We start from the raw sequence: 22,778 nt of genomic DNA, 5'->3' as shown, positions 1-22,778 counted from the left end.
GAAGTGCGATCGTGGACGTAGACGCGGCAGTGTCGGGGCCTGAGCGGGGCCGTCTTTCCCCTGGTCACAGCCTGCGCGTGTTGGGTTGCGGGCCTGACGTCGGTGACCGGGGGATCGTTCCTGCCGCCCAAGCACCGACGACGCTAGCGGACCCGCCCAGCGCGCCGCTACCCACCTCGGTGCAGACGCACTCGCTGATGCCGTTGTTGGGCGAGAAGCATCTACGGGCCGCGCTGCGGCAGTGCGGCCGACGCGCCTCGGCACCCGGCGCTGACCGGATGACGCTGGCGGAGTTGCGCCGACGCTCCGGCGAACTCCTGCCTGCTCTGGCCGAGCAGTTGGCCGAGGGCACGTGGCGGCCAGGGCCGGTACGTGAGATCCGCTTCCCGACCTATACGGGCAAGCCGATGGTGGCCTGCGTGCCCACGCTGATCGATCGGCTCGTGCATCGCGTGCTGCGCAACGCCATCGAGCCGATCCTGGAGGCCCGTGTGCTGCGGGACTGGGTGTCGGGCTACCGACCTCGCCGCAACCGCATGACGGCTCTGCGTCAGGCCGCGGCCTTCTCCGAGGCCGGATTCCGCATGGTGGCCGATGTCGATGTGGCGTCGGTGTCCGACGGTGTGACGGTCGAGGAGGTCGTCGACTGGTGCGCCGCACACATCCACGACGGCACCTTTCTTACGCGGGTGCGTACCGCCTTGTCCGCGATGCCTCATCCGATCGCACCAGGTTCGGGACTGGCCCCGATGCTGATCAACCTTCGACTGTCGCGAGTGGACGCCCTGCTGGACGGGTTACGGGTGGTCCGCTTCGCCGACAACTACGTGGTCTTCGCCCGCGACCGCGACCACGCGCAGGACGCCTTCACGACCATCGCGGAGGCCCTCGTCCAGTTCGGCCTGCGCCCCAACCAGTCCAAGAGTCGCGTGCGCGCGCAGGCCAACGTCGAAGACCTCTTCCTGATCGGGGGTTGAGCGAAGTGAACGTGGAGTGGGTCGAGGTGCCCGGCGGAACGTGCGCCTTCGGCGACGACGCCCGGCCGGTCGAGGTCGGTGCACTGCTGTGGACACGCGCTCCGGTCACCTACGCGCAACTGGGGTGCGCGCGTTCTGGCGTGGACGGCCTGCGCCCGGTCACCGGGATCAGCCACGCCCAGGCGATCCTGGTCGCGCGGGCCCTGGGCGGGCGGCTGCCGACCTCGGCGGAATGGGAATGGATGGCGGGCGGGCCGCAGCGGCGGCGCTGGCCGTGGGGCGATCAGGAGTGGTGCCCGGAGTTGGCGAACCTGCGTGACAGCGGGCTCGATGCCACCAGCCCGGTCGACGCCCATCCCGCCGGGGCGACGCCCGAGGGGCTGCTGGACGTGGCGGGCAATGTGTGGGAGTGGACTCTGCGCGCCACGATGGGCAACGGCGTGACGCTGCGCGGCGGCTCCTATGCCTCGCTCCCGCTCTACGCGCGGACCACGTTCCGCAACGCCGCGCCCGCCGAAGTCGCCTCGCCGGGTATCGGGTTCCGGGTGGTGCGTCAGCCATGAGGCTCACCACCAACGACGCGCGGCTCACGCCGGACCAGGGTCTGGTCATCGTCTCCTGCAGCCGGGAGAAGGCCGTCACCACCACACCGGTCCCGGCCCTGGACCTCTACCAGGGCGCGCTCGTCCCACATCTGCGGGAACACCTGGCAGACGTCTACCGGTCGCGGATCAGGATCCTGTCCGCCGAGCACGGTCTGCTGCACCCCGACGAGCCGATCGGCACCTACGACCACAAGCTGCGCAGCCTCGGCGAGGCGGAACGTCTCCAGGAGCGCGTCTCCGCACGGTTGGCCGCCGACCTGGCCGCCCCGACACTGCGACAGGTCCTGGTCGTGTTGGAACCGCTCTACCTGACCGCCGCAGCCTGCCTGTTCGACTACGTGCCCCCGCTCGGGTTGACGCTGCTGCCGGAACCATCCGATTGGAGCGGCGCGAGCGTTGTGCTGACCCGGTGGGGTTGGCTGTGACCGACGCCCAGCCCGTGCCGCTGCGGGAAGAACTGCTGCGGCACGGCAACAACCACACGTCCAGCACCCACGCCTGGGAGGCGGTCGCCGACGGGCTCGGCTGGCACCAGCCCACCCCCTCGGACTGCTGGCTCGCGCCGTCGCGCACCGTCTCGGTGGTCATCCCCGCCCACCAGGTCGGCTACTGCCTGCCCACCGTGCTCGACGCCCTGGAGGCCCAGCACCACCGCCACCGGTTCGAGGTCATCGTCGTCGACGACGCCAGCACCGACGACACCGCCGAGGTCGCCGTCCGGCATCGGGTGGTTGACCGGTTCGTGCGGCTGCCGCAGCGAATGGGTGCGGCCACCTCCCGCAACGTCGGCACGGCGGTCGCGGGCGGGCAGACCGTGCTGTACCTCGACGGCGACATGGTGCTCCCGCCGCACGTGATCACCGACATCGCTACGCGCGCCACCGACACCAGCGTGCTGGTCGGGTTCCGCCACAACCTGCGCTACGAGGTCCACTCCCGCGACCCCGCCGTCCTCGCGCGCGTCCCGCACCTCGGCGCGGACCATCGGGTCGTGTGGCGACCACCGCCGAACACAGTGCTGCCCTACAGCGGGATCACCCTGCCCGAGCCGCTCGACGGACGTCCGCTGGACGACACCCACGAGTTCATCGACCTCGGCTACGGGCAGCGCTACTACGACTGGGACCTGCCCCGCATGGTCGTCACCGCCCTGGTCGCGGTGCCCCGGGCCGCAGTGCTGGAGGTCGGCGGGTTCGACGCGGAGTTCTCCCGCCTCGGCTGGGGCATGGAGGACACCTACCTCGGGGCCTGTCTGATCGCCGCCGGGCTGCTGGTCATCCCGCTGCGCCAGGTCGTCGGGTTCCACCTCGACCCTCCCGACGCCGCCGAGCAGTGGCAGCACAAGCTCGCCGGCTGGCCGCACACCCTCGCCCGCTACCGGGCCCTGCTGGACCTGCCCGCCCCCAGAGGCCGGGCCGAGCACTTCATCGCCGCCATGACCGACCTGCTCACCCACTGCGAGGTACGCCCATGACCACGACCTCCGCGACCACTGCCCGCGGCTCGGTGCGCCGCACGGTCGCCACCGGCACGCGCGGCGGGATCGGCGTCGTCTACGACCCGCTCACCGGCCAGACCCACCGCCTCGACCAGCCCGTCCTCGCCGGACGCACCGCTCTGACCTCGCAGGGCATCGCGGACCTGCCCGAGCTGCACCCCGGCGAACTGGGCGACTGGATGCCGGTCAGCGTGTGCTGGTCGCCCATCGTGCGCTGCAACCTGTCCTGCCTTCACTGCCTGGACGACAAGACCGTCCCCGAGCTGGGCCGCGGTCCACGAACCGAGGTCGCCGCCACGCTGGCGTCCTCCGGCGTGCTCGGCGTCGACATCTCCGGTGGCGAACCGCTGCTCATCCGCGAACTCGGCGCCCTGCTCGACGTGCTCGTCGACGGCGGCTGCGCGGTCAGCGTCACCACCAACGGCACCCAGCTCGTCAGCCGCGCCAAGGCGCTCGCCAGCCGAGTCGACGCGATCCGGGTCAGCCTGGACGGCCCCGACGCCGAACGGCACGACCGCTGGCGCGGCGGCGGGTCGTTCACCAAAGCGGTGTCCGGTATCCGCGCCGCTGTCGCGCACGGCATCCCCACCCAGATCCAGACCGTGCTCATGCGTTCCACCGCGCCGCACCTGCCCGCCGTGGTCGAGCTGGCCGACCGGCTCGGCGTCCACGGCGTGACCTTCCTGCAGTACCTGCCCATCGGCGAAGGTGCCGCCCTCGCCGACGCCGAGCAGCTACCCGACGACGAAGCCCACGACCTGGTCACCGGGCTGCATCCGGCACCGGTCGCGGTCCGGCTGCGTACCCATGCCGACGCCGCCGGGTTCACCGTCGTGCGCGCCGACGGACAGGTCTGGCGAAACACCCACGACACCACCGCCATCAGCCCGCTGCGCCCGCTGACCGGACCCGCCAGCCTGGTCCTGACCGGACGGGACGGCTCGGCATGACTCGTACCCGCACCCCACAACGCGTCTTCGAGCACCAGCGGATCTGGCGGATCACCCCCGACGCCCTCCGCGAAGCCTGCCTCCTGCTGTTCGCCGCCATCCAACGCGACCACCCGCAGATCGACCACGTCATCGGGATCGCCGATGGCGGCGTCGCACCAGCTCGCATTCTCGCCGGTCGGTTCGGTGTGAAAGGTCGGACGGTGCAGGCCAGCCACAACGCCGACGACGCCATCTACCGGCAGGCCACCGGCAAGGTGAGCGTCGAGTTCGACGCCTTTCGCCGCACCCTGGGACGAAAGAAACTCGGCGGCACGGTCCTGGTCGTCGACGACATCTGCGGCAGCGGCGCCACCCTGCACAAGCTCCGCAACGTGCTCACCCCAGTGCTCACTCCGGACGCCCGCCTGATCACCGCGACCCTATGTCTCAACAGCGGCGCGCAGACCCGACCTGACTACTCGGTCTGGACGGTGTCGGACTGGGTCAGTTTCCCCTGGGAGAAACGCCCCGACAAGCCCATCACCACCATGCCGATGCCCGAGCAGGTGACCCGCCATGCCTGACCACGACAAACCGTTGACCGTCGCGTTCGTCCTGGCCTCCTACACCCGAGACGCCCCGGCCGGGATGGAACGCGCCACCGCCGCCCTCGCTCACGGGCTGCGCCAGCTCGGGCACCGAGCCCTGATCATCACCGCCACCGAGCGCGAGCAGGCCACGGGCGAGGCGATCGACGAGGACGTCGTCGTGCTCGGCTCGGTCGGGGTCACCTTCCCGGCCGACGACGAAGAGCTGCGGGACGCGATCAGCGCCCACGGCCAAGACCAGATCATCGCCGCCGACCTCCGACACCTGTACCGCCGCCACCGCGTCGACGTCGCCGTGTACGTCGACGCCCTGTGGGGCCTCGGGCGACTGGCCCCGCTCTGCCGCGGCGTGAGGTCGGTGCTCGCGATGCACGTCGTCGGTCACGACGAGGACCTGCTACCCGCGCTGAAGCGCGCCGACGTGGTGATCGCTCCGTCGACCACGGTCCTCGACCAGGCGCACGGCCGGAGCTATGACACCACCCGCTGGCAGGTCGTGCCCAACGCCCTGCTTGGCGAGCAGACCCCGCCCACCGATCAGCGCAGGGAGGTGCTGCGGATTCACGGGCCGGTACGGGTGCTGGCCAGGCTCGGCCCGGAGAAGAACGTCCATGCCCTGCTCGACGCCGGCCGCCTCATCGAACGCCACATCGAGGTCGTTCTCGCCGAGGCCGGGTTCGAGCAGGCCCCCGGCGCGCAGTCCGCCGAGTTTCGGCTTTGCGCCCACTCGGCCGCGCGCCTGCTGATGGGCAGCATCCACGACGGCTTGCGCTGGAATCAGGTTCAGCCGTGGCTGGCCGAGGCCGCTGTGGTCATCGTGCCCTCGACCAAGGAGACCTTCGGACTGGTCGCGCTGGAGGCGATGAGCGCGGGCACCCCGGTCGTCACGTTCGACGTGGGCAACCTGCCCACGCTCGTCGGTACCGGCGACGACGCGGGCGGGATCATCGTGCCCCGCGCGCACGGCGAATTCGGTCTCTGGCGTGCTGCCGAACTCCTGCTCGACGATCCGCTACGCTACGCAGCGCTATCAAGGGCTGCGTACTACCGCTCGCGGGACTATCTGCCCACCACAGTCGCCCAAGACTTCGTGAAGGCGGTGCGGTGATGTCCGCTGTCCCTCTCCTGCTGGTAGACGGCCACAACCTGCTCTGGCGTGGCGCGTTCGGATTTCCCGCCGCCATCTACTCCCGTGACAAGACCCGCGAGCTCACGGCCGAGTTCGCCTTCTTCGCGCTACTGCGCGTGGCCATCCGCGAGGAGTTCTCCGCTCCGCCCGAGGTGCTCGTGGTGTTCGACGGCCAGCACGGCGCGGCCGAACGCCAGACCACCGACGGCGACTACAAGGCCAACCGGGTCGTGGACGAGGCCGCACTCAAGCCCATCCGGGCGATTCCGCACGTCCAGGACGCCCTGACCGCCTACGACCTGGCCTGGATCGAGATCGACACCGCCGAAGCCGACGACGTGATCGCCACCCTCGTCGCCACCACAGGCCGGGACGAACCCGAGCGGCCGGTGTGGATCATGTCCGGCGACCGCGACTTCTACCAACTGGTCACCGACAACGTCCTGGTGCTCAACACCGGGATGAACCGAGGCCGCCGCCACATCGGCCCCGCCGAGGTCCTCGCCCGCCACGAGGTCACCCCGCCGCAATGGCCGGACTTCTGCGCGCTCAAAGGCGACGCCTCCGACAACATCCCCGGTGTGAAGGGCATCGGCGCGCGCACCGCTGCCAAGCTGCTCCAAGGCGGGCTCGCCCTCGACCAGCTCCCCGACTCCGGACGGCTGACCGGTGCGAAAGGCACGGCCGTGACCAACGCCTGGGACCAGATCCTCTCGTGGCGGGACCTCATCAGGATGCGTGTCGACCTCGACCTTCCGCTGCTACCGACTGGCCGGCCGAGCCGGTCCCTGCCCAAGCCTGCCGAGGTCATTGACAAGCTCGGGCTCTGGTGAACCCCGTGACCACGCCCGCCTTCGCCGCGCCCGGCTCCGTGCTCACCGTGATGGCCCACCCCGACGACGCCGAACTGTGGGCCGGGGGCACGCTGGCCCTGTGCGCCGCCGCCGGGGCCGCCGTCACCATCGCCGTCCCGCGCCATCCCGAACCGCGCGCCGCCGAGGCCGCCGCTGGGGCGGCCGTACTCGGCGCCGGGCTCTACCAGATCGAGCAGCCCACTGCGGCGGCCCTGCGCGAGCTGCTGCTCGAGTCCCGCCCCGAGGTCGTCATCACCCACCCGCTGCGCGACGTGCACGCCGACCACCGACGGATCGCCGAAGCCCTGCTCGACGCACTGCCCGAGGTGGTCATCACCACCGGGCATCCTCGTCGCGTCTACACCGCCGACACCTACAACGGCCTCACCCTCGACGGCACCATCCCCGCGCACACCATCGTCGACATCAGCAGCACCTGGACCACCAAGCAACGCGCCCTGGCCGCACACGCCTCGCAACCCATCGACGAGCACTTCGGCCCGATGGCCGAGACCCTCGCCCGCCTGTGGGGCATCCGCATCGGCGTCACGCACGCCGAGAACTTCGTCCCACTACCCGTCCTCGGCCGCCTGCCCGCCGCTGCAGCCCTGTGACCTCGACCGGCCCTGCGATCATGTGGCGGACGGTGAACCGGTCGACGATTCGCCGCTGGTGTTCGCGGTCACGGCTGACAGGATCTGTGTCCAGTCGAAGGTGGCCAGCCCGTCCTCGGCGCGGGTGGTGACCGCATCGGGGTCAAGCATGACCACTCCGCACTGTGTCAGGCGTTCCACGCTGTCAGCGTACGCAGGATGCTTGCGCAGCAACGCTTTCACGCACGGTGCAGCGATGATCGGTATCTCGGCGCCGAGCAACTCGTTCAACACGCCCAGAGCCACACAGTCGCTGATACCCGCAGCCCACTTGTTGAGGGAGTTGAACGTCAGCGGCGCGGCGATGACGAGATCTGCTGTCGGCAGCGAGTCCTGTTCGCCTGGTGGGCGTGCTGTCACCCGCGCCAAGCAGCCAGCTTCGGCAGCGAGTGCGTCGAGGTCGATCCACGAGGCCGCAGTGGGAGTAGCGATCAACGACACCCTCCATCCCTGCTTGGACAGCAGGGTGACGAACTCGTCGATCCGTAGCACCGGCGGCGCGCCCGTTACTACGAGGTAGACAGAGCCGCGGTTCTGGCTCACGCCGCCACTCCGGTACGGATTGCCAGTTCGCGCAGGCCGGGCACCTCACGACGCCGTTCACGTGCCATCAGGTCTCGGATGAGGTTGTGGGCTGTACGACTGGTGTAAACGATCTCGGGCGCGATGCGATCGGTTTCCAGCAAGTGCAGCACTGCAAGGGCATCTTCGTCGATCTGCGTGTGTGCCCAGGCGCTGTCGAGGTGGAACTGGGCTCGCCGGCCGCGCAATCCTGTGGGCATACGAGTGGGATCGAGTCGTTCGCTGATGGCGAGCAGTTGGTACGGGTCGTCCAGGGCCACGGCCGCCGACATGCGGTGAATGGTGACGTTAGTGGGGCCAAACGCGGTATAGCCGACGTTGGCGTCTCGTCCGAGCCGGTCTGCCAGCCGTTGTGCCGTCTCCAGCCTGCCACGGGCAGTGGCGAGGTCGTTTCGCCTGGCTGCGATGATCGCCGCGATCAACGTCAGCGCGCCCGCCCGACTGATGCGGCGAGGGTCATCGCCGGTCACGGTTGCAGCAGCACCGACCGCGAGTTCCTCTGCAACGGCGGCTTGATCAAGCTTGAGCAAGGCGCAGGTCATCTGGTACGCCGCACTAGCCTGTCCGAACGGATCGTCGGCTTCGTCGGCAGCCGCTTTCGCACGTTCGGCGGCGACACGTGCCGCCGCACCGTCACCTGTTTTGGTTGCCAGCTTCGCTTCCACCACTGCGGTACTGCATCGCAGGATCAGAGCTTGGCGTCGTTCTTGTCCCCGACTGGTGGACATCAACGCAGTTATGGCGTCTGCGACAGTGGACAGCGCGCTGGCGACCTCGGCGTATCGAGCGGCTTGATAGGTCTCGTGCAACCTCGTCACAGCGGCCGTTGTCGAGGACAGATCTTGCAGAGCAGCAACTCCATCGGAGCTGGCTTCGGCGACGCTGTCAGGCGCGGCGAGCCAACGGTGTGCAAGCACCGTACCCGTTAGCAGGGCTGTATCCCGCATGATTTCACGTCGACTGATCATGGCCTCGGTAGGCGCGGCGCCGGATGTCGAGGGGTTAAGTAGTGTGTCGAGCTCAGCGAGCGAGAGCTTGAGTTCCGATGCGATTCTCAGCCGACGCCACGGTTGTGGCGTGAGCGTGCCACGTTCCCATCGACCGACGGTTGAGGCTTCGACACCGATCTTCTGCGCAAGCGATTCCTGTGTGAAGCCCATCGCCTCACGTCGAGCCGCGAGTTCCTGTCGTCGGTCCAACGTTTACCACCTCGGATGTTCGATGTACGAGTAAGTCGGAGGTCGCCGACTCAAAACGCCGACCACGACCACGGTCGACTGATTTCGCCCCGCAAACAGGCCACCCGGTGTCGTACCTGTTCGGCTGCTTCCGGGTTGGCATTGGCTTTGCCGAGGACGAAGACTGTCCAACGTAGTTCTCTGATCGTCGCCAGGGTGCGATAGCCAGGCAACGCGGTCATGTCGTAACCGCCGTAAGCGTCCACGAATGCCTGGTAATCCAAGTCCGCGATCCGGGCGAAGTCGGTGTAATCGACGGCCAACGAGACCAGGTCCCACTCACGAGGCCCGATCCCGATATGGTCGAGATCCAGCAACACTGGGGCGCCGCCCGCGCTGGGGACAACGACGTTGCCCTGCCATGCATCGCCGTGGATGACGCACTGAGGTAGTCCCGGAACGAGCGCCAAGTACTCTTTGTGCAGCCGCTCCGTGAGATCTCGAAGCCAGGCCCGGTCAGCTTCCGGCAGGGCGTTTCCGCCGTCGATTGAGTCGCGCAGGCCCTCGAAGGGGTCGACAACGGAGAAGGAGGGCGCTTCTGGTATTTCCAGGGCGTGAAGTCGTGCCAGTACTGCGCCTAGTTCGGCGGGCGTGGCGTGGCGATGTTCGGGCAGCTCTACCCACCATGTGACGGGCCGATCCCCGACAATCGTGGGCTGGTCGATGTTGTCGAGGGCACGCACGACGGGGATCCCAACCTCGGCCAACCAGTGCGAGGCACGGACCTGACGGGCTGCGACACGTTGAGACCCCGGAGGGCCAACGCGAGCGACGACCTCACCGGTCAACCGGTAGAGCACGTTGGTGCCGTCACGGATCAGTGTGGCTTCCGCGGTTGGCACACCTGCTTTGCTGCCCGCTACTGCCAGCACCTCGCGTGGATTTCTGGACAGAACCGCATCGGTGTCCACATCAGACATCGCTCATAGCCGATGCCACGAAGTCCGAGAGTACGGCCACTTCCGGGATCGACCGGTGACGTTTGCACGCCCGCATCAGCTTGGAGAGTTCCTCATCCATCCGCCGAGAGTTCAACATCGCGGCGTCAGCGATGGCCTGCCGTCCGATGTCGACGGCTTCACGTGGGTCACCGATCGTCATGTGCAAAGTAGCCAAGCGGGTCCTGGAGAATGTTCGTGAGCGCGGATAGGCATCGCTGTGCAGTCGGATCGCGGTTTCGAGGCGTTCGGCGGCATCGCCCGGCCGCTTGCCCGCCACCGCGAGCGGAGTAAGTGCTCGCGCGCTGCTACCTGCGTGTTCGGCCTCGTCGTAATAGACGAGCCAGGGCGGGTTGGTGGCCACTTGCCGGTGGGCGAAGTGCATGTCGGCGCGGTCTACGTCGGCTCGTGCTTCGTCATGGCGGCCCAGCATCGCCAGCAATCGAGCGCGGACAACGCCGATCATTGCCCTCGCGGTGGCGGTGAGCCGGTCAGCTCGGACCTGGGCGAACTCGATCAACGACAGGGCCTCGTCCAGGTTGCCCAGGTAGATGGCTTGGCGGGCCATGTCGGCGAGGGTCGCTGCACGCAGTTCCCACGAGCCGCCCTGCTCGGCGCACCACAGGCCGAACCGGAAGCATCGCGCTGCGGCGTCATGGTTACCGACGTCGAAGGCTGAGAACGCGACAACTCCCGCCAAATTTCCGACCGCTTCGAACATGCCCGCTTCAACGGCTGTGCTGGCCTGTGCGCTCAGCAGGCGGCTGGCCCATCGCAGGTGTGCGGCCCCTGCCTCGCCCGCCATGCCGCCGCCGTAGAGGTTCTCACTAGCGGCGAGCGTGCCCGTCATCAGCTTGACCTGCTCGACCTCGGCCCATCCGATCCGACGTGGCGACTTCACGGTCAAGGTGAGTGATTCCAGGAACGTGGCCGGCACCGTTCCCACGTCGACGCGTGCGGTGGGGTCATACGCCGCCGAGATCGCGGAGGCAGACGGATTCGACACCAGGGAGGTCGCCGGGGCTTGCCCCGAGGCCGCGGGCCCGGTGAACGGCTGCCAGTCTTGGGCCGGACGTTGTCCAAGCAACACGTCCAACTCGTCGAGTGAAACGTCCAGGGCTTTCGCGATTCGAGGGCGCCGCCACGGCTGAGGCGTCAAGGTACCGCGTTCCCACCGTCCGACCGTGGAGAACTCCACACCTACGGCCGTGGCCAGTTTCTCTTGGGTGAAGCCCATCGCCTCGCGTCGAGCCGCGAGCGCCTCACGCTTGTTGCCCATGCCGCTCATCCACCTTGTTCAGCCGTCGGCCTCGTCGGGTTAGCAGCCTCGGCCTGTCCGCCTATGACGCCGCAAGGTCAGGCGTCTTGTTCGATGCGCTCGAAGATGTCGATGTCCGTCGCCTTCTGCCAGTCCGGCAAGTCGTCCCAGTCCGCGACGTACGACGGCTTCGGCTCAGGGAAATGCTTGAAGATCTGACCGATCCAGCACAGCGCCACAAAGCGGCCTTTCTGGTCTGGGGTGAGCTTGGAGGTGGCGCCATCGGTGGCCTTGATGAAGGCAAGGACCTGGTCGTACACGGCAGTCGCGGCGTCCCGTTCCCAGTCCGGGGTCTGGTCCCACGGCGTGATGTAGCCGGGCTTCGGCTCTCCGGGGTAATGCTTAGTGACTCCGGCGATCCATGCCTCGCGGAACACGCGGCCACGGTCGTTGTGCATTCGGTTGTCCTCCATCACGCGGCGCGGTTGCCGACGAGGTCGGTGATCTCGGCATCGAGTCGCTGGATCTGTTGGTGGTTAAGCAAGGGGACGAGGTATGGCTGTAGAACGCGCAGCTTCCGTGCGATGACCCCGGAGCCCGTCTGGCGGGCGGCGGCCAGCACGGTGTCGGCGTAGGTGACGACCTGGTCTGGGTCGCGGCGGTGCACCCCGATCATTGCCAGGTCGGTCAGGACGCCTGCTTTCCGGCGGGCGGTCAATGTGCCCTGCAGGGCGTCAACCAGGGCGGCTTCGGCTAGGTCGTGGCGGCCCAGCGTGACGTAACAGGTACCGCGTTCCTCGGCCAAGCGCGAGCCGTCAAACCGGAGCCAGCCGCCGTTGTGTACCGGGCCCTGTAGGTGCTGGACCTCCGCAGCGGTGTCGAGGGCGCGTTGGCAGGAGTCGAGGTCGCCGAGGCCGGCGAAGGTCTCGGCCTGCACGACGGCGACCCAGTGGCGGGTCGACAGGCCGGAGTCGCCTCGGCGGGCGAGCGTGGCGGCCAAGTCGAGCACGGGTGCGGCTTCGGAGAACCGGCGCTCGTACACGGCGATGAAGGCGTGCCTGGTCAGCGCGCAGGCCCACAGGTCGGAAGCGGCGGCCTCCTTGCCCGCTGTCGCCGCCAGCGCGTAGCAGTGGGCGGCGTCGGTGTACCGGTCGCCGTCAAAGAAGATCTCGCCAGCCAACTGGAAGAGGTCGGCGGTCAGCTCGCACAGCCGCCGCCGAATCGCTGGTGTCTGCGGTCGGCGTAGGGAGTCGGTGAGCACGTCGAGTTGGGCCCGCACCAGCGGCAGTACCTGGGCCTTGGTCGGCGACAGGGCATACACGCGCCAGAGGTGGGAGTTGAGTTGGGCGAACTCTGCCGCCCCGGCCGTGTCCACCATGCCGGTGTGAGCCGCGGCGGCGAGCCGGTCGACGTCGCCGAGGGCCGTCTCGTCAGCAGGCAGGGCGAGCAACGCGCCCGTCATGCTGAACAAGCGCAGCAGGTCTCGACGGTTCATGTCGTCGGCCTCCGCAGGGTCGGGTGGTACAACGGCAACGGTAGAAGTCTGCCGGGGTGGCGTGAGCAACGCACCCAACTCGTCGAGGTTCACACCGAGCGCCTTGGCGATACGTCGGCGGCGATACGGCTGCGGGGTCAGGTCGCCCCGTTCCCAGCGTCCGACGGTGGAGAACTCCACCCCCACTGCCGCCCCAAAGCTCTCCTGGGTGTAGCCCATCTGCTCACGCCGCGCGGCGAAGGCATCTCGCCGGTTGCCCATGAACACCACCTCGCACTGTTGGTCACCTGCCACGATAACCAGCTACCGGTCAAGACTGATCACCCGCTCGGCGAGCTGCACCCGTTCGGACTACCACCTCAGAAAAAGTCGTTTGCGCAGGTCAGGAGTGGTGACGCCTCATTGTCGCCTTGTTGCCGCCCCATCGGCGCTCTGGCTGTCGTTGATCACCGAGCGTTGACTGGCCTCGCTGCGGTCCGGGAGGGCTTCCACTTCGGCGCAGCCTGGGTATCCGGAACCGTTTTCACCGGGACGTGCCGCTGAGGGGTGAGTGGTGGTGAGACCGCCCTCCACGTCGACGGGATTCCACTCGCGGGTGTGCTGGCGGGAGCGCTCGGCCCACCGTGGTCCGTGAGCTCCACACCTCAGCCCAACCTCGCCTTGACCCGTCTGGTCGAGGCATCCGGTGCGGCGAAGAAGTCGTTGGCTTTCCGGCTCAACCAGCTCGCGGAGACCGCCGGTCTGGAGACGCACTACACCCACACCAGTTGGACGAACTGGATGAAGAGGGGAACGCGGCCAGCCCAGGCGGTGCGCCCGCTCATTGCCCAAGTCCTTGCAGAACGCCTCGGGCGCCCGGTCGGCCTGGCTGAGATCGACCTGGACCATGATTCTGACGCCGACTCGAGTATCGGCTTGGAGTTCCCGCGTGAGCTCGGCACGGCTGTGCAAGTCGCGACCAGGTTCTGGAGCCAGGTGGACCGGCGCGACGTCCGCCGCAGCCCTGGCGTCGCCGTCGCCAACTACAACACCCCGGTCCGCCGCTGGCTCACGCTACCCGTCGACGACACCGCCGCCTCGCGGTCACCCGCAGCCTTCCGGCGCGTCGGGAAAGCCGATGTCGTCGAACTGCTTGAAACAGCTGAACAGGCCCGGCAGTGGGATTCCCGTTACGGCGGTGGGAACTGGCGCACGTCTCAGCTCACCGTCTGCCTCAAGGAACGCGCGGCCCCGCTGCTGCACGGCTCCTACAGCGACTCCGTCGGGCGCCAGCTGTTCACGGCCACGGCGCAGCTCGCTCGGCTCGCCGGATGGACTGCATTCGACAACGGTGACCACGTCAACGCCCAACGGCACTACATCCAGGCGCTGCGCCAGGCCCGCGCAGCGGGTGATGTCCCGCTCGGCGGCTACGTGCTGATCTGCATGGCCCTGCAGTGCAGCCTCGGCGGATTCCACGACGACGCGATCGACATGGCCGACAGTGCGTTTCACCGCGTCGGCGGGCACGCCACACCGCGGGTGAAGGGCTTCTTCAAGCTGATCGAGGCCCGGATCTGGGCACGCAGCGGAAACGCACGCATGGCCGACGGTGCGCTCGCCGCAGCGGAGCGCCTGCTCGACGCCGCCAACTCCTGCACCGGGGACGATCCGGCCTGGATCGACTTCTTCGATGAGCGCCGGCTCGCCTCCGATGCGGTCGAGATCCAGCGTGATCTCGGTCGACCGCGCGCAGCACTGCGCTGGAACACGTTCGCCGAGATGCCGACCGACACCTTCGCCAGGGCGTACGCCATCCGCCAAAGCGTCCTAGGCAGCACCTACTTACAGGAATACCGGCCCGACCTCGAACACGCTCTAGACCACGGTCACCGCGCCGTGTCCGCTCTCGCCGTCGTCAGCTCGGCCCGCGCCGTGGACTACCTCAATGCCCTGATCTCCCGAATGTCACGCTGGCGCACCGAACCTGGCGTGGTCGAGTTGACACGTCGAGTAAAAAGCGCGATCCATGCGACCTGACTACGGAAAGAACCCGCTCGTGAAGACCTCCGGAGCCCTTCATATCGACCTTCCGAACCCTGCCCTGGTAATTCTTGTAGGCTTGCAGGGAAGCGGTAAAAGTACCCTTGCACACCGACACTTCGCCCCCGTTGAGATTCTTTCAATGGATGAGTTTCGTGCCCGAATGTGCAACGACCCAGCCAGTCAGTCGAACAGTTCTGCGGCACGCAAGCAACTGCTCGACATGCTCCGCCAGCGCCTCCGGAACAGGGTCACCACCGTGGTTGACTCTACGAACCTACGCAGCGATCAGCGTGCGGAACTCCTCGACATAGCAACGAAGTTTGAGACACCTGCGATTGCCCTTGTGTTCACCGCCAGCGCGGAGTGGTGTCGAGAGCGCATTGACAATCGGGCGAGCATCATCCGCGATGACGTCCTCTCTCAGAATTCTGATCTGTTGGAGCAGACGCTGCGCAGCATCGACGACGAGGGCTACTTCGCAGTGTTTCGTCTCAGCACTGAGCAAGCGGAGTCAATTAGGTTCGAGCACGCCTTTCCTGACGATCCTGACCCGGATCGCTGGTTTGAGGTCGAGCAGCTCCGCCCGCGCGTATGGGTATTTCGGCACCCTGCCGACGAACTTCGACGTCACCCCGCGGTTCTCGCCGAAGCACGGCCGACCTGGGACTTTATCGCTCGCGTTGCCGCCGATATGGCACTCACCGCGCGGACTGCGTTGGCGAACACGCAGGTCCGCACGCAGGTCGGCGCAGAGTTGCGCGTACAGCTACCACACTGCCTGCCCATCCACCTTGTCGCCCGGCAGGACGGCTGGGAGCGCACGCCGCCAGACGCCAGGTGATTCGTGAGCCCCCTCGTGAGCCCTCCCGCCGCGATCCACATCACGATTCCATGAGCTGGATCACAAGCAGCCACCATGAAAGGACGGACCGTGAGGCCCATCCAGCGAGCTCAACCCGAGTCGCGGTGAGCGACGTGGCTCGGGGACGCTACTGCATCGGCGACGGCAGCTTCTCGTTCGCCGCGGCGCACCACCTCACCAATCTGCCCGACGCCGAGAACAAGGCCGCGCGACCCCACGGTCACACCTTCACCGTCGAGGTCCAGCTCACCGACACCGAACTGCGGGCACCCGGTTTCGTGGCGGACTACGCCGAACTCGCCCCCGTCGGTGAGTATCTCAAGCGCGAACTGGACCATCGCGACCTCAACGCCTTGTTCACGTTCGACACCACCACCGACGCGCTCGCCCAGCACATCACCGCGTGGTTCCTGGCCCACATGCCACCCGAGCGCGGGAAGCAGCTCCACGCCGTCCACGTCGACTTCGGCGCAACCACCGGGGCGCACCAGCGCGTCGATGACGAATCGTTCACCTTTGAGGCTGCCCACCACCTGGAGGGCCTGCCTGACGGACACAAGTGCGGCCGGCCTCACGGCCACTCTTATCGGGTGGACCTCCGGCTGGACCGACAGACGAGTCCCCGCCGCCGCGCCAGGCTCCGCGCCCTGCTCGCCGAGTATCTCGACCGTCACCTGGACCACCGCGACCTGAACGCCGTGCTCGAGTTCCAGCCGACGTCGGAACTGCTTGCCGAGCACCTGTATGCCCGGACCCTCGGCCAGGCCAACGCGAGAGAGGCCGCTGCGGTCCAGGCGGTTCGCGTCTGGGAGTCGCCGCGCCGATGGGCCGAGTTCACCCAGGACGAGCGGAGCGGCCGGTGACGATCACACTGGCCGACGACGAGCTGCTCGTCGCGGAGAAGTTCGGCCCGACCGTGCAAGGCGAAGGTCCGTCGATCGGGCGTCGGGCCGTGTTCATCCGCCTGATGAACTGCAACCTGACCTGCGAAGACTGCGACACGCCCTACACCTGGGACGGTGCCCGGTTCGACTTGGACGCCGAAGGCACCGTCAACTCGATCAACGATCTACTGGCCTGGGCGACGGCGCAGCCGGTCGACCTCGTGGTGATCACGGGCGGCGAGCCGCTGGTCCAGCAGCGCCGCCTCGTCGCACTCGTGCAGGGGCTCGTGGACGCCGGGCTGCAGGTGGAGATCGAGACGAACGGCACGATCGCGCCCGCACCGGACCTGCTCACATCTGTCACCCGGTTCAACGTGTCGCCGAAGTTGTCGAGCTTCGGCGTCGGGATGCCGACCTCGAAGCGGATCAAGGGCCGCGTGCTCGGCCACTTCGCGGCCAGCGGCCGGGCCGTGTTCAAGTTCGTCGTCTCCAGCATTGCCGACCTCGACGAAATCACCGAACTCGTTGCCAACCACGATCTGACACCGGTGTACGTAATGCCCGAAGGCCGGACCGCCGAGGAGGTCACGAGGCGGCTGGCCGAGATCGCCGACCCGGCCATTGAGCGGGGCTTCCACCTCACCACGCGGCTGCACGTGCTCGTCTGGGGAGACCAGCGTGGCCGTTGACCTTGTCGCCGGTCGGCCCGACCCGCAGCCCTATGAGGCCGCCCGCGGTGTGCTGATCACCGTCGAAGGGATCTGGGGCACAGGGAAGACCACGACCGCCACCGCGCTGGGCGAGCGGCTGACCGCCGCCGGGTTCTCGACATGCGTCCTGCACTACGGGCCCCGCCACGGCGTCGTCGAACGCCTGTCGGACATGCTCGACAACGCGCCGCTGCGCCGCCGCGACGGCCTCGGCGGCTACGCCGCGCCGCACCACGCCACGGTTGACGTCCTGCTGCGGTTGTGCCGGGAGTCCTACAACCACCGCGTCCTCTACCGGCCGGCGCTGGCGGAGCACGACGTCGTGGTCGTCGACCACGGCGTGTACTCCAAGCTCGCCTACGCCTTGGCGGTGCTGACCGAACAACACCCCGACGTGGATCCGGCGCTGCTGCTGAAGCAGGTCCGAGCGGTCGCCGCACCGTGGTTCCTGCACCCCGATGTCGCGCTGTGGCTGGAAATGCCCTGGCCGCTGGCCCGCGAACGTGCCATCGCCCGTGGCCGCGGCGGCGGCAACCCCGGCTCGGTGGAGCGGCTGTTGTTCCTGCCTGGCTACAGCCACGCCTACCGCCTGCTCGCCGACGCCCTCCCCGACCGCATCCGGCGGATCCGGGTCGGCGCCCGCACCACGCCGAGCGTGCTGGCCGAGATCGACGAACTGCTCTCGCCCGTGCTGCACACCCAGACAGGAGCGTTGCGATGACCGAGAACCGGATCCCAGAGGTCCTGTTGTTCTCCGCCGGGTTGGACTCCTACCCTGCCTGGCACTACCTCGGCCGCCCACCGAGCCTCTACTTCGACCTCGGTCACCGCTACGCCAGCCAGGAACGCGCCGCCATCGCCGCGCTCGCCGACGCCGCCGGGATCGAGGTCGAGATCAGCGACGAACTCCGGCTCGGGGCGTGGGAGGCCGAGGACGCGATCATCCCGCTGCGCAACGTGCACCTGGCGATGCTCGCGGCCAACCGCGCGGAAACGGTGTGGTGCATCGGCGTCAAGGGCGACCACACCCTGGACAAGAGCCGCGAAGCGTTCGCCGACATGGGCCGGTTCATCGCCCGTTTCTCGGAGCGATTGCTCCGCGTCGACAGCCCATTCTGGGACATGACCAAGACCGAGATCATCGCCTGGTACCTCGCGCAGGGCCTGCCGGTCGACCACCTGCTGCTCACGTTCTCCTGCAGCCGCACCGACGGCAGCACCGTGCATTGCGGCCGATGCCCCAGTTGCCTGCGCCGCTGGACGTCCCTGGTCAACAACGGCGTCGAAGCCGAGTTCGAGCAGCAGCCCTGGACCTGGGATCGGGTCCGCGAGTTCTACATCCCGGCCATGCGCGAGGGCCGCTACCCCGACCACCGAGCGCACGAGTTCTTCGCCGCGCTGGCCACCGTCGGCGCGGCCGTGGCGAGCTGACCAACCCCCTGCCGACCTTCGAGGAGCATGCCCATGAAGGCATACATCGCCGCACCATTGTTCTGCGACGCGGAGAAAGGGTTCAACCTCCAAGTTGACGCCGCGGTACGCGCCCTCGGCCTCGACACCTTTCTGCCCCAGCGCGACGGCGGCGAAGCCGCCCCCTTGGTCCGCCAGGGCCTGGACGAGGACACCGTCCGGCGCCGGCTCTACGAGCTGGACTGCGCCGCGATCACCGAGTGCGCGATCTTCGTGTTCATCCTGGACGGCCGCGTCCCCGACGAGGGCGGCTGCGTGGAACTCGGCATGGCCCGCGCCCGCGGCGCGGACTGCTTCGGCCTGCAGACCGATTCACGCCGCTTCGGCGGCACCGACTCCAACAACCTGATGATCGACTACTCCCTCAACGGCGGCATCGCACGCTCGATCGACGAGCTGAGCACCCTGCTGCGCGCCCACCTCGACGCGCTCACGCCCGCCCGCTGACCGAACCCCCTTCCGCTCGACACATCACCGATCCGACAAGGAGCCTTGCCATGCCCCTGGGCGTCAACCTCTGCTTCGCCGTCAAGCGGATGCCGGAACCGGAACGCTGGGCCGCGTTCGTCCGCGAAGAGCTCGGCCTCGATCGGGTGCAGTTCACCTTCGACCTGCTTGACCCCTGGTGGCCCGACGACCAACGCGCCCGGCTGGCCCGCCGGGTGCGCGACGCCGCCGCGGCCCACGACCTGATCATCGACTCGTGCTTCGTCGGGCTGGCCCACTACGTGCCCAGCGGCCTGCTCGACCCGGACGCCGACGCCCGCTCCGCCGCCCTGACCTGGTGGCACCGCGCCATCGACCTCACCGCCGAACTCGGCGCTCCGGCGGTCGGCGGCCCGATGGGCACGATCAGTGAGGCTGACGCCGCCGATCCCGACCGCCGAGCCGACCGCCAGAACGAACTCGTCGACCACCTCGAACGACTCGCCCGTCGCGCCGCCGACAGCGGAGTGCGCGAACTGCTGGTCGAGCCGACCCCGATCCTGCGGGAGTACCCGGCCTATATCGACCACTGCCAGACCCTGCTGAACACCCTTCGCGGGCGCGGGATTGACAACGTGGGGCTCACGCTGGACACCGGGCACGCGCTGTTCCAACGGCTGCACGGCGCCGACGCCGGGATGGAGAGCTGGATTCACAATCTCGGCTCGCGCATCCGGCAGATCCACCTGGACAACACCGACGGCCACGGCGACCCGCATTGGGGCTGGCCGCACCCGCAGGGCACCTTCGACGTCGGCGCGCTCGCAGCCTGCCTGACCGACAACGACCTGGCCGACATCTCGGTGATCCTGGAGGTCTACCCGCGGTTCGAGGACAACACCGCCGAGGTGCTGAAGCTGATCGCCAGCTCCGTCGAACACTGCCGCGCCCACTTCCCCGCCTCCGCAGACGACCAGGTGGTCCGCAATGCTGCGGCTGGCTGAGCTGTACCCGCGCGACCGGCTCGCGGTCGAGGTGTCGCTGTGGTCGGCCGACCTGGCGCACCTGGGCGCGGAGGTCACCCGGCTGACCCCGCACGCCGACGTCTTTCACATCGACGCCTCCGACACCCGCTTCGTGCCCAGCCCGCTGTTCTTCCCCGACCTCGTCGCGGCGCTACGCCAGCACACGGAGGTGCCGTTCCACGTCCACGTCATGGCCGAGCGCGCTCTGCCCCTGGTTGAGGACTTCGCCCGTGCCGGAGTGGACCTGTTGTCCGTGCACGCGGAGGCCAATGACGTCAGCGAGGCCCTGCAGACGATCCGCGCGCTGGGCGGTGCCGCTGGCCTCGCGTTGCGCCTGGACACACCCGTCGACACCGTCGCCGCGTACCTCGACGACGTCGACTTCGTGGTCCTCATCGGCACGCCGCTGGGTACCAAGGGCACCGCGATGGACCCGGCCGCGCCGGATCGCGTCCGGCATCTGCGGGCACTGGCCGCAAGCACCGGCCGAGACCAGCTTCCCGTCATCGCCGACGGCGGCATCCGCAGGAACACCGTTCCCGCGCTCGCCGCCGCTGGCGCCGACGCCGTAGTCGCCGGATCGCTGCTGCTGGGCAGCGACGACCTCGCTGCCACCACCACCTGGCTGCACAACCAGCGGCGCGATCCGGCGTCCGACGGACAGCGCGCCGAGGAGCGAACGTGACTCCGGCCGCGGCAGGCCCGTTGGAGAGCTGGGTGGTCAGCGTCGACCTGTGGGGAACGCTGATCACTTACGGCGACCGCGAGGCCGAAGCCGCCTGGCGGATCCGCGAGTTCGAGATCGTGCTCGCCGAGTTCGGCCACGACCTACCCGACGACCAGGTCCGTGAGGCGATCCTCGCCGTGCGCGCGGACACCCAGCAACGTCAACGCACAACCGGCGAACAACCTCCGGTACGCGGCCAAGTCGAGCAGATGCTCACCGTCATGGGCCTGTCCCCGGACACGCGGCTGGTCGACACCCTGCTCGTCCCGCACACCCACGCGGTCCTGCGGGCGTGCCCCGACCTCATCCCTGGCGCGCACAGTGCGCTCTGGACGCTGCGGCAGGCCGGCGCCCGGCTCGTGCTGACCTCCAACACACTCGCCACCCCGGCGTCGGTGTCCCGGCTCATCCTCGACGACCACGACCTGGCCACGGTGTTCGACGAAACCGTCTTCTCGTCCGACGTCGGGCTGGCCAAGCCCCGCCGGGAGATGTTCGTCGCGGTCGCCGCCGCTGCGGGCGCGGACCTGGACCGGGTCGTGCACGTCGGCAACAGCCTGACCACCGACATCCACGGCGCGCTGAACGCCGGATGCCGCGCGGTGCTGTTCAACCCGCGTGGCAAACCCTGCCCCACCGGCGTACAGGACATCACCAGCCTCGACCAGATGCCTGACGCCGTCCTGGCCACCTGCTCCTGAACCCACCGCCGATCCGAGGAACCCGTTTGATGATCACGCCGCTGGACATCCCCACGGCCCGTGTCTCTCCTCGCCCGCTGCCGCCGAGCGGTCTGGACCTGCTCGTCGCGGCATCAGCCCGCGAAGGCCGGGCCCGCCACCTCCGCGATCTGCTGACGGGTGCCGACGCCGACGGATCGGTCTACCTGGTCTACCCCGACGAGGTGCGCGCGATGCTCAATCGTGGCATCGACCCCCAGCTCTACCTCGCTTACCGCGACATCGCCGCGCCCCGACCCAAGACCGGCCAGCCGATCGACGGCGCGGAAGGCACGCACGCCTGGTTCGCCGACCTCGTCGTCTACACCGCCGCGAACCTCGGTGGCAGCCCGGAACTTGGCCGGTCGCTCGGCCACTGGAACACCCCGGCACAGGTCGAAATCTTCCAGTGCCTGTCCGGACGGGTTCTCATGCTGCACACCAACATCGACGACAACGGAAACTCCACAATGGACTACCATGTGTGCCGTGCTGGTGATCACGTCGTCATCCCGTTCGGTGCCTGGCACCTGACCGTTGTGCTCGACGCTCCGGCGGCGGTGTTCAACATCTACACCGACGTCGCCGACCTGCTGAACGGACACACCAGCCGGGAGGCAGTCGACAGCGACCTGAAGTACCGAGCGGCCCCAGCGCCCGAGCTGACCATCGCGCGCACGGCCTCGAAGATCGCCGTGGTCGGCTCCAGACGTGAGCTCACCGAGCGGCCTTTGCGGCGCGGTGAGTCCCCGAACTGGGCCGAGGGCCTGCTGATGCCCTCCGGATTGGCCGCGCTCTACCGTCACGCCCCGGCCGCCGAACTGGCCCGGTTGCAGCAGCACGCCGCGCACTTCGGCAACCGTCCGATCCCCGCCACGGCGTCATGACGAGCTCACACAAATACCCCGGCCAACCCGCGCTCACCAACGTCTTCTGCCCACTACAGCCCCTGATCGGCTACACCGCGCCCACCTGCGCGACGCGCCGCTTCACCCAAGGACCGGCGAGCGTCACCCTGCGCGCCGACCGCAGCGAACTAGTGCCGCATCAGGCAACGTTCGCCCTGACGTGACACGCCGCGCGGGTCCTGTTCCGGGCGGTGCGTGTCCGTCAGGCTGGGTGAGTGGCAGATCGGGTACGTGTCCGTGGGATCGATGACGACG

26 protein-coding genes are annotated in these 22,778 nt (G+C 68.4%); 20 read left to right on the top strand and 6 right to left on the bottom strand.

Annotation, left to right across the window (positions count from 1 at the left end):
- Positions 1–278 precede the first annotated feature (278 nt).
- From FM051_RS35295 to FM051_RS35255, 9 genes are read left to right on the top strand one after another with little or no spacing between them, the layout of a single operon-like run.
- Entirely contained in the window at positions 279–977 is a 699-nt protein-coding gene (locus tag FM051_RS35295) for a reverse transcriptase domain-containing protein (protein WP_238412889.1), read from the top strand.
- A gap of 5 nt (positions 978–982) precedes the next feature.
- Complete coding sequence (locus FM051_RS35290; RefSeq protein WP_158851220.1) at positions 983–1,540, top strand: formylglycine-generating enzyme family protein; 558 nt, start codon at positions 983–985, stop codon at positions 1,538–1,540.
- Positions 1,537–2,007 (top strand): DUF6884 domain-containing protein, encoded by a 471-nt coding sequence (locus FM051_RS35285; protein WP_158851152.1) that lies wholly within the window; start codon positions 1,537–1,539, stop codon positions 2,005–2,007. The genes FM051_RS35290 and FM051_RS35285 overlap by 4 nt, the downstream gene beginning before the upstream one ends.
- Complete coding sequence (locus FM051_RS35280; RefSeq protein WP_238412888.1) at positions 1,992–3,056, top strand: glycosyltransferase family 2 protein; 1,065 nt, start codon at positions 1,992–1,994, stop codon at positions 3,054–3,056. The genes FM051_RS35285 and FM051_RS35280 overlap by 16 nt, the downstream gene beginning before the upstream one ends.
- Positions 3,053–4,030, top strand: a complete 978-nt coding sequence (locus FM051_RS35275) for a radical SAM protein (RefSeq protein ID WP_158851150.1) — start codon at positions 3,053–3,055, stop codon at positions 4,028–4,030. Before FM051_RS35280 ends, FM051_RS35275 begins: the two co-directional genes overlap by 4 nt.
- Entirely contained in the window at positions 4,027–4,596 is a 570-nt protein-coding gene (locus tag FM051_RS35270) for a phosphoribosyltransferase (RefSeq protein WP_158851148.1), read from the top strand. Before FM051_RS35275 ends, FM051_RS35270 begins: the two co-directional genes overlap by 4 nt.
- Before the next feature lie 13 nt (positions 4,597–4,609).
- Positions 4,610–5,728: a glycosyltransferase family 4 protein gene (locus FM051_RS35265; RefSeq protein WP_238412887.1), complete on the top strand. Its 1,119-nt coding sequence runs from the start codon at positions 4,610–4,612 to the stop codon at positions 5,726–5,728.
- On the top strand, positions 5,728–6,582 hold the full coding sequence (locus FM051_RS35260; RefSeq protein WP_158851144.1) for a 5'-3' exonuclease: 855 nt from the start codon (positions 5,728–5,730) through the stop codon (positions 6,580–6,582). Before FM051_RS35265 ends, FM051_RS35260 begins: the two co-directional genes overlap by 1 nt.
- Positions 6,583–6,587: 5 nt before the next feature.
- A complete protein-coding gene (locus FM051_RS35255) occupies positions 6,588–7,217 on the top strand; it encodes a PIG-L deacetylase family protein (RefSeq protein WP_238412886.1) in 630 nt (209 codons plus the stop codon).
- Positions 7,218–7,235: 18 nt separating this feature from the next.
- Here FM051_RS35255 and FM051_RS35250 read toward each other — a convergent pair whose 3' ends face one another.
- The 6 genes from FM051_RS35250 to FM051_RS35225 all read right to left on the bottom strand — a co-directional run bounded on the left by FM051_RS35250 (position 7,236) and on the right by FM051_RS35225 (position 13,028).
- Positions 7,236–7,799: a flavoprotein gene (locus FM051_RS35250; protein ID WP_158851142.1), complete on the bottom strand. Its 564-nt coding sequence runs from the start codon at positions 7,797–7,799 to the stop codon at positions 7,236–7,238.
- Complete coding sequence (locus FM051_RS35245; protein WP_238412885.1) at positions 7,796–9,037, bottom strand: helix-turn-helix domain-containing protein; 1,242 nt, start codon at positions 9,035–9,037, stop codon at positions 7,796–7,798. The genes FM051_RS35250 and FM051_RS35245 overlap by 4 nt, the downstream gene beginning before the upstream one ends.
- Positions 9,038–9,087: 50 nt before the next feature.
- Positions 9,088–9,996 carry a phosphotransferase enzyme family protein gene (locus tag FM051_RS35240; protein ID WP_158851140.1) on the bottom strand — a complete coding sequence of 303 codons (909 nt, stop codon included), beginning with the start codon at positions 9,994–9,996 and terminating at the stop codon, positions 9,088–9,090.
- On the bottom strand, positions 9,989–11,293 hold the full coding sequence (locus FM051_RS35235) for a helix-turn-helix domain-containing protein (RefSeq protein ID WP_158851138.1): 1,305 nt from the start codon (positions 11,291–11,293) through the stop codon (positions 9,989–9,991). The genes FM051_RS35240 and FM051_RS35235 overlap by 8 nt, the downstream gene beginning before the upstream one ends.
- Before the next feature lie 77 nt (positions 11,294–11,370).
- Positions 11,371–11,730 carry a hypothetical protein gene (locus FM051_RS35230; protein ID WP_158851136.1) on the bottom strand — a complete coding sequence of 120 codons (360 nt, stop codon included), beginning with the start codon at positions 11,728–11,730 and terminating at the stop codon, positions 11,371–11,373.
- Positions 11,731–11,744: 14 nt separating this feature from the next.
- Positions 11,745–13,028, bottom strand: coding sequence for a helix-turn-helix domain-containing protein (locus FM051_RS35225; protein WP_158851134.1), 1,284 nt, complete (start codon positions 13,026–13,028; stop codon positions 11,745–11,747).
- A gap of 399 nt (positions 13,029–13,427) precedes the next feature.
- Here FM051_RS35225 and FM051_RS35220 point away from each other — a divergent pair, with 399 nt between their 5' ends.
- The 11 genes from FM051_RS35220 (at position 13,428) to FM051_RS35170 (ending at position 22,502) form a co-directional block, all read left to right on the top strand.
- Positions 13,428–14,786 carry an NsdA family TPR-like regulatory protein gene (locus tag FM051_RS35220; protein ID WP_238412884.1) on the top strand — a complete coding sequence of 453 codons (1,359 nt, stop codon included), beginning with the start codon at positions 13,428–13,430 and terminating at the stop codon, positions 14,784–14,786.
- Positions 14,776–15,633 (top strand): AAA family ATPase, encoded by an 858-nt coding sequence (locus FM051_RS35215; protein ID WP_158851129.1) that lies wholly within the window; start codon positions 14,776–14,778, stop codon positions 15,631–15,633. The genes FM051_RS35220 and FM051_RS35215 overlap by 11 nt, the downstream gene beginning before the upstream one ends.
- 134 nt (positions 15,634–15,767) lie before the next feature.
- Entirely contained in the window at positions 15,768–16,517 is a 750-nt protein-coding gene (locus FM051_RS50870) for a 6-carboxytetrahydropterin synthase (RefSeq protein ID WP_202919185.1), read from the top strand.
- Entirely contained in the window at positions 16,478–17,227 is a 750-nt protein-coding gene (locus FM051_RS35205; protein ID WP_274383835.1) for a 7-carboxy-7-deazaguanine synthase QueE, read from the top strand. The genes FM051_RS50870 and FM051_RS35205 overlap by 40 nt, the downstream gene beginning before the upstream one ends.
- A complete protein-coding gene (locus FM051_RS35200) occupies positions 17,217–17,969 on the top strand; it encodes a hypothetical protein (protein WP_158851125.1) in 753 nt (250 codons plus the stop codon). Before FM051_RS35205 ends, FM051_RS35200 begins: the two co-directional genes overlap by 11 nt.
- On the top strand, positions 17,966–18,679 hold the full coding sequence (locus tag FM051_RS35195) for a 7-cyano-7-deazaguanine synthase (RefSeq protein ID WP_158851123.1): 714 nt from the start codon (positions 17,966–17,968) through the stop codon (positions 18,677–18,679). Before FM051_RS35200 ends, FM051_RS35195 begins: the two co-directional genes overlap by 4 nt.
- A 33-nt stretch (positions 18,680–18,712) precedes the next feature.
- Positions 18,713–19,165 (top strand): nucleoside 2-deoxyribosyltransferase, encoded by a 453-nt coding sequence (locus FM051_RS35190; protein WP_158851121.1) that lies wholly within the window; start codon positions 18,713–18,715, stop codon positions 19,163–19,165.
- Between the two features lie 50 nt (positions 19,166–19,215).
- Positions 19,216–20,148, top strand: a complete 933-nt coding sequence (locus FM051_RS35185) for a sugar phosphate isomerase/epimerase family protein (protein WP_158851119.1) — start codon at positions 19,216–19,218, stop codon at positions 20,146–20,148.
- Positions 20,132–20,854 (top strand): beta/alpha barrel domain-containing protein, encoded by a 723-nt coding sequence (locus tag FM051_RS35180; protein WP_158851117.1) that lies wholly within the window; start codon positions 20,132–20,134, stop codon positions 20,852–20,854. The genes FM051_RS35185 and FM051_RS35180 overlap by 17 nt, the downstream gene beginning before the upstream one ends.
- A complete protein-coding gene (locus FM051_RS35175) occupies positions 20,851–21,597 on the top strand; it encodes an HAD family hydrolase (protein WP_158851115.1) in 747 nt (248 codons plus the stop codon). Before FM051_RS35180 ends, FM051_RS35175 begins: the two co-directional genes overlap by 4 nt.
- A 29-nt stretch (positions 21,598–21,626) precedes the next feature.
- The gene (locus FM051_RS35170) at positions 21,627–22,502 is read left to right on the top strand and encodes a hypothetical protein (protein ID WP_158851113.1); all 876 of its coding nucleotides are present in this window, start codon (positions 21,627–21,629) and stop codon (positions 22,500–22,502) included.
- Positions 22,503–22,778: the final 276 nt, after the last annotated feature.

Origin of the sequence: Saccharothrix deserti (genome assembly GCF_009769385.1) — a bacterium.
In the GTDB taxonomy this organism is placed as follows: Bacteria; Actinomycetota; Actinomycetes; order Mycobacteriales; family Pseudonocardiaceae; genus Actinosynnema; species Actinosynnema deserti.
Note: the sequence above shows the minus strand (reverse complement) of the source record. Positions and strands in the feature narration are given on the sequence as shown.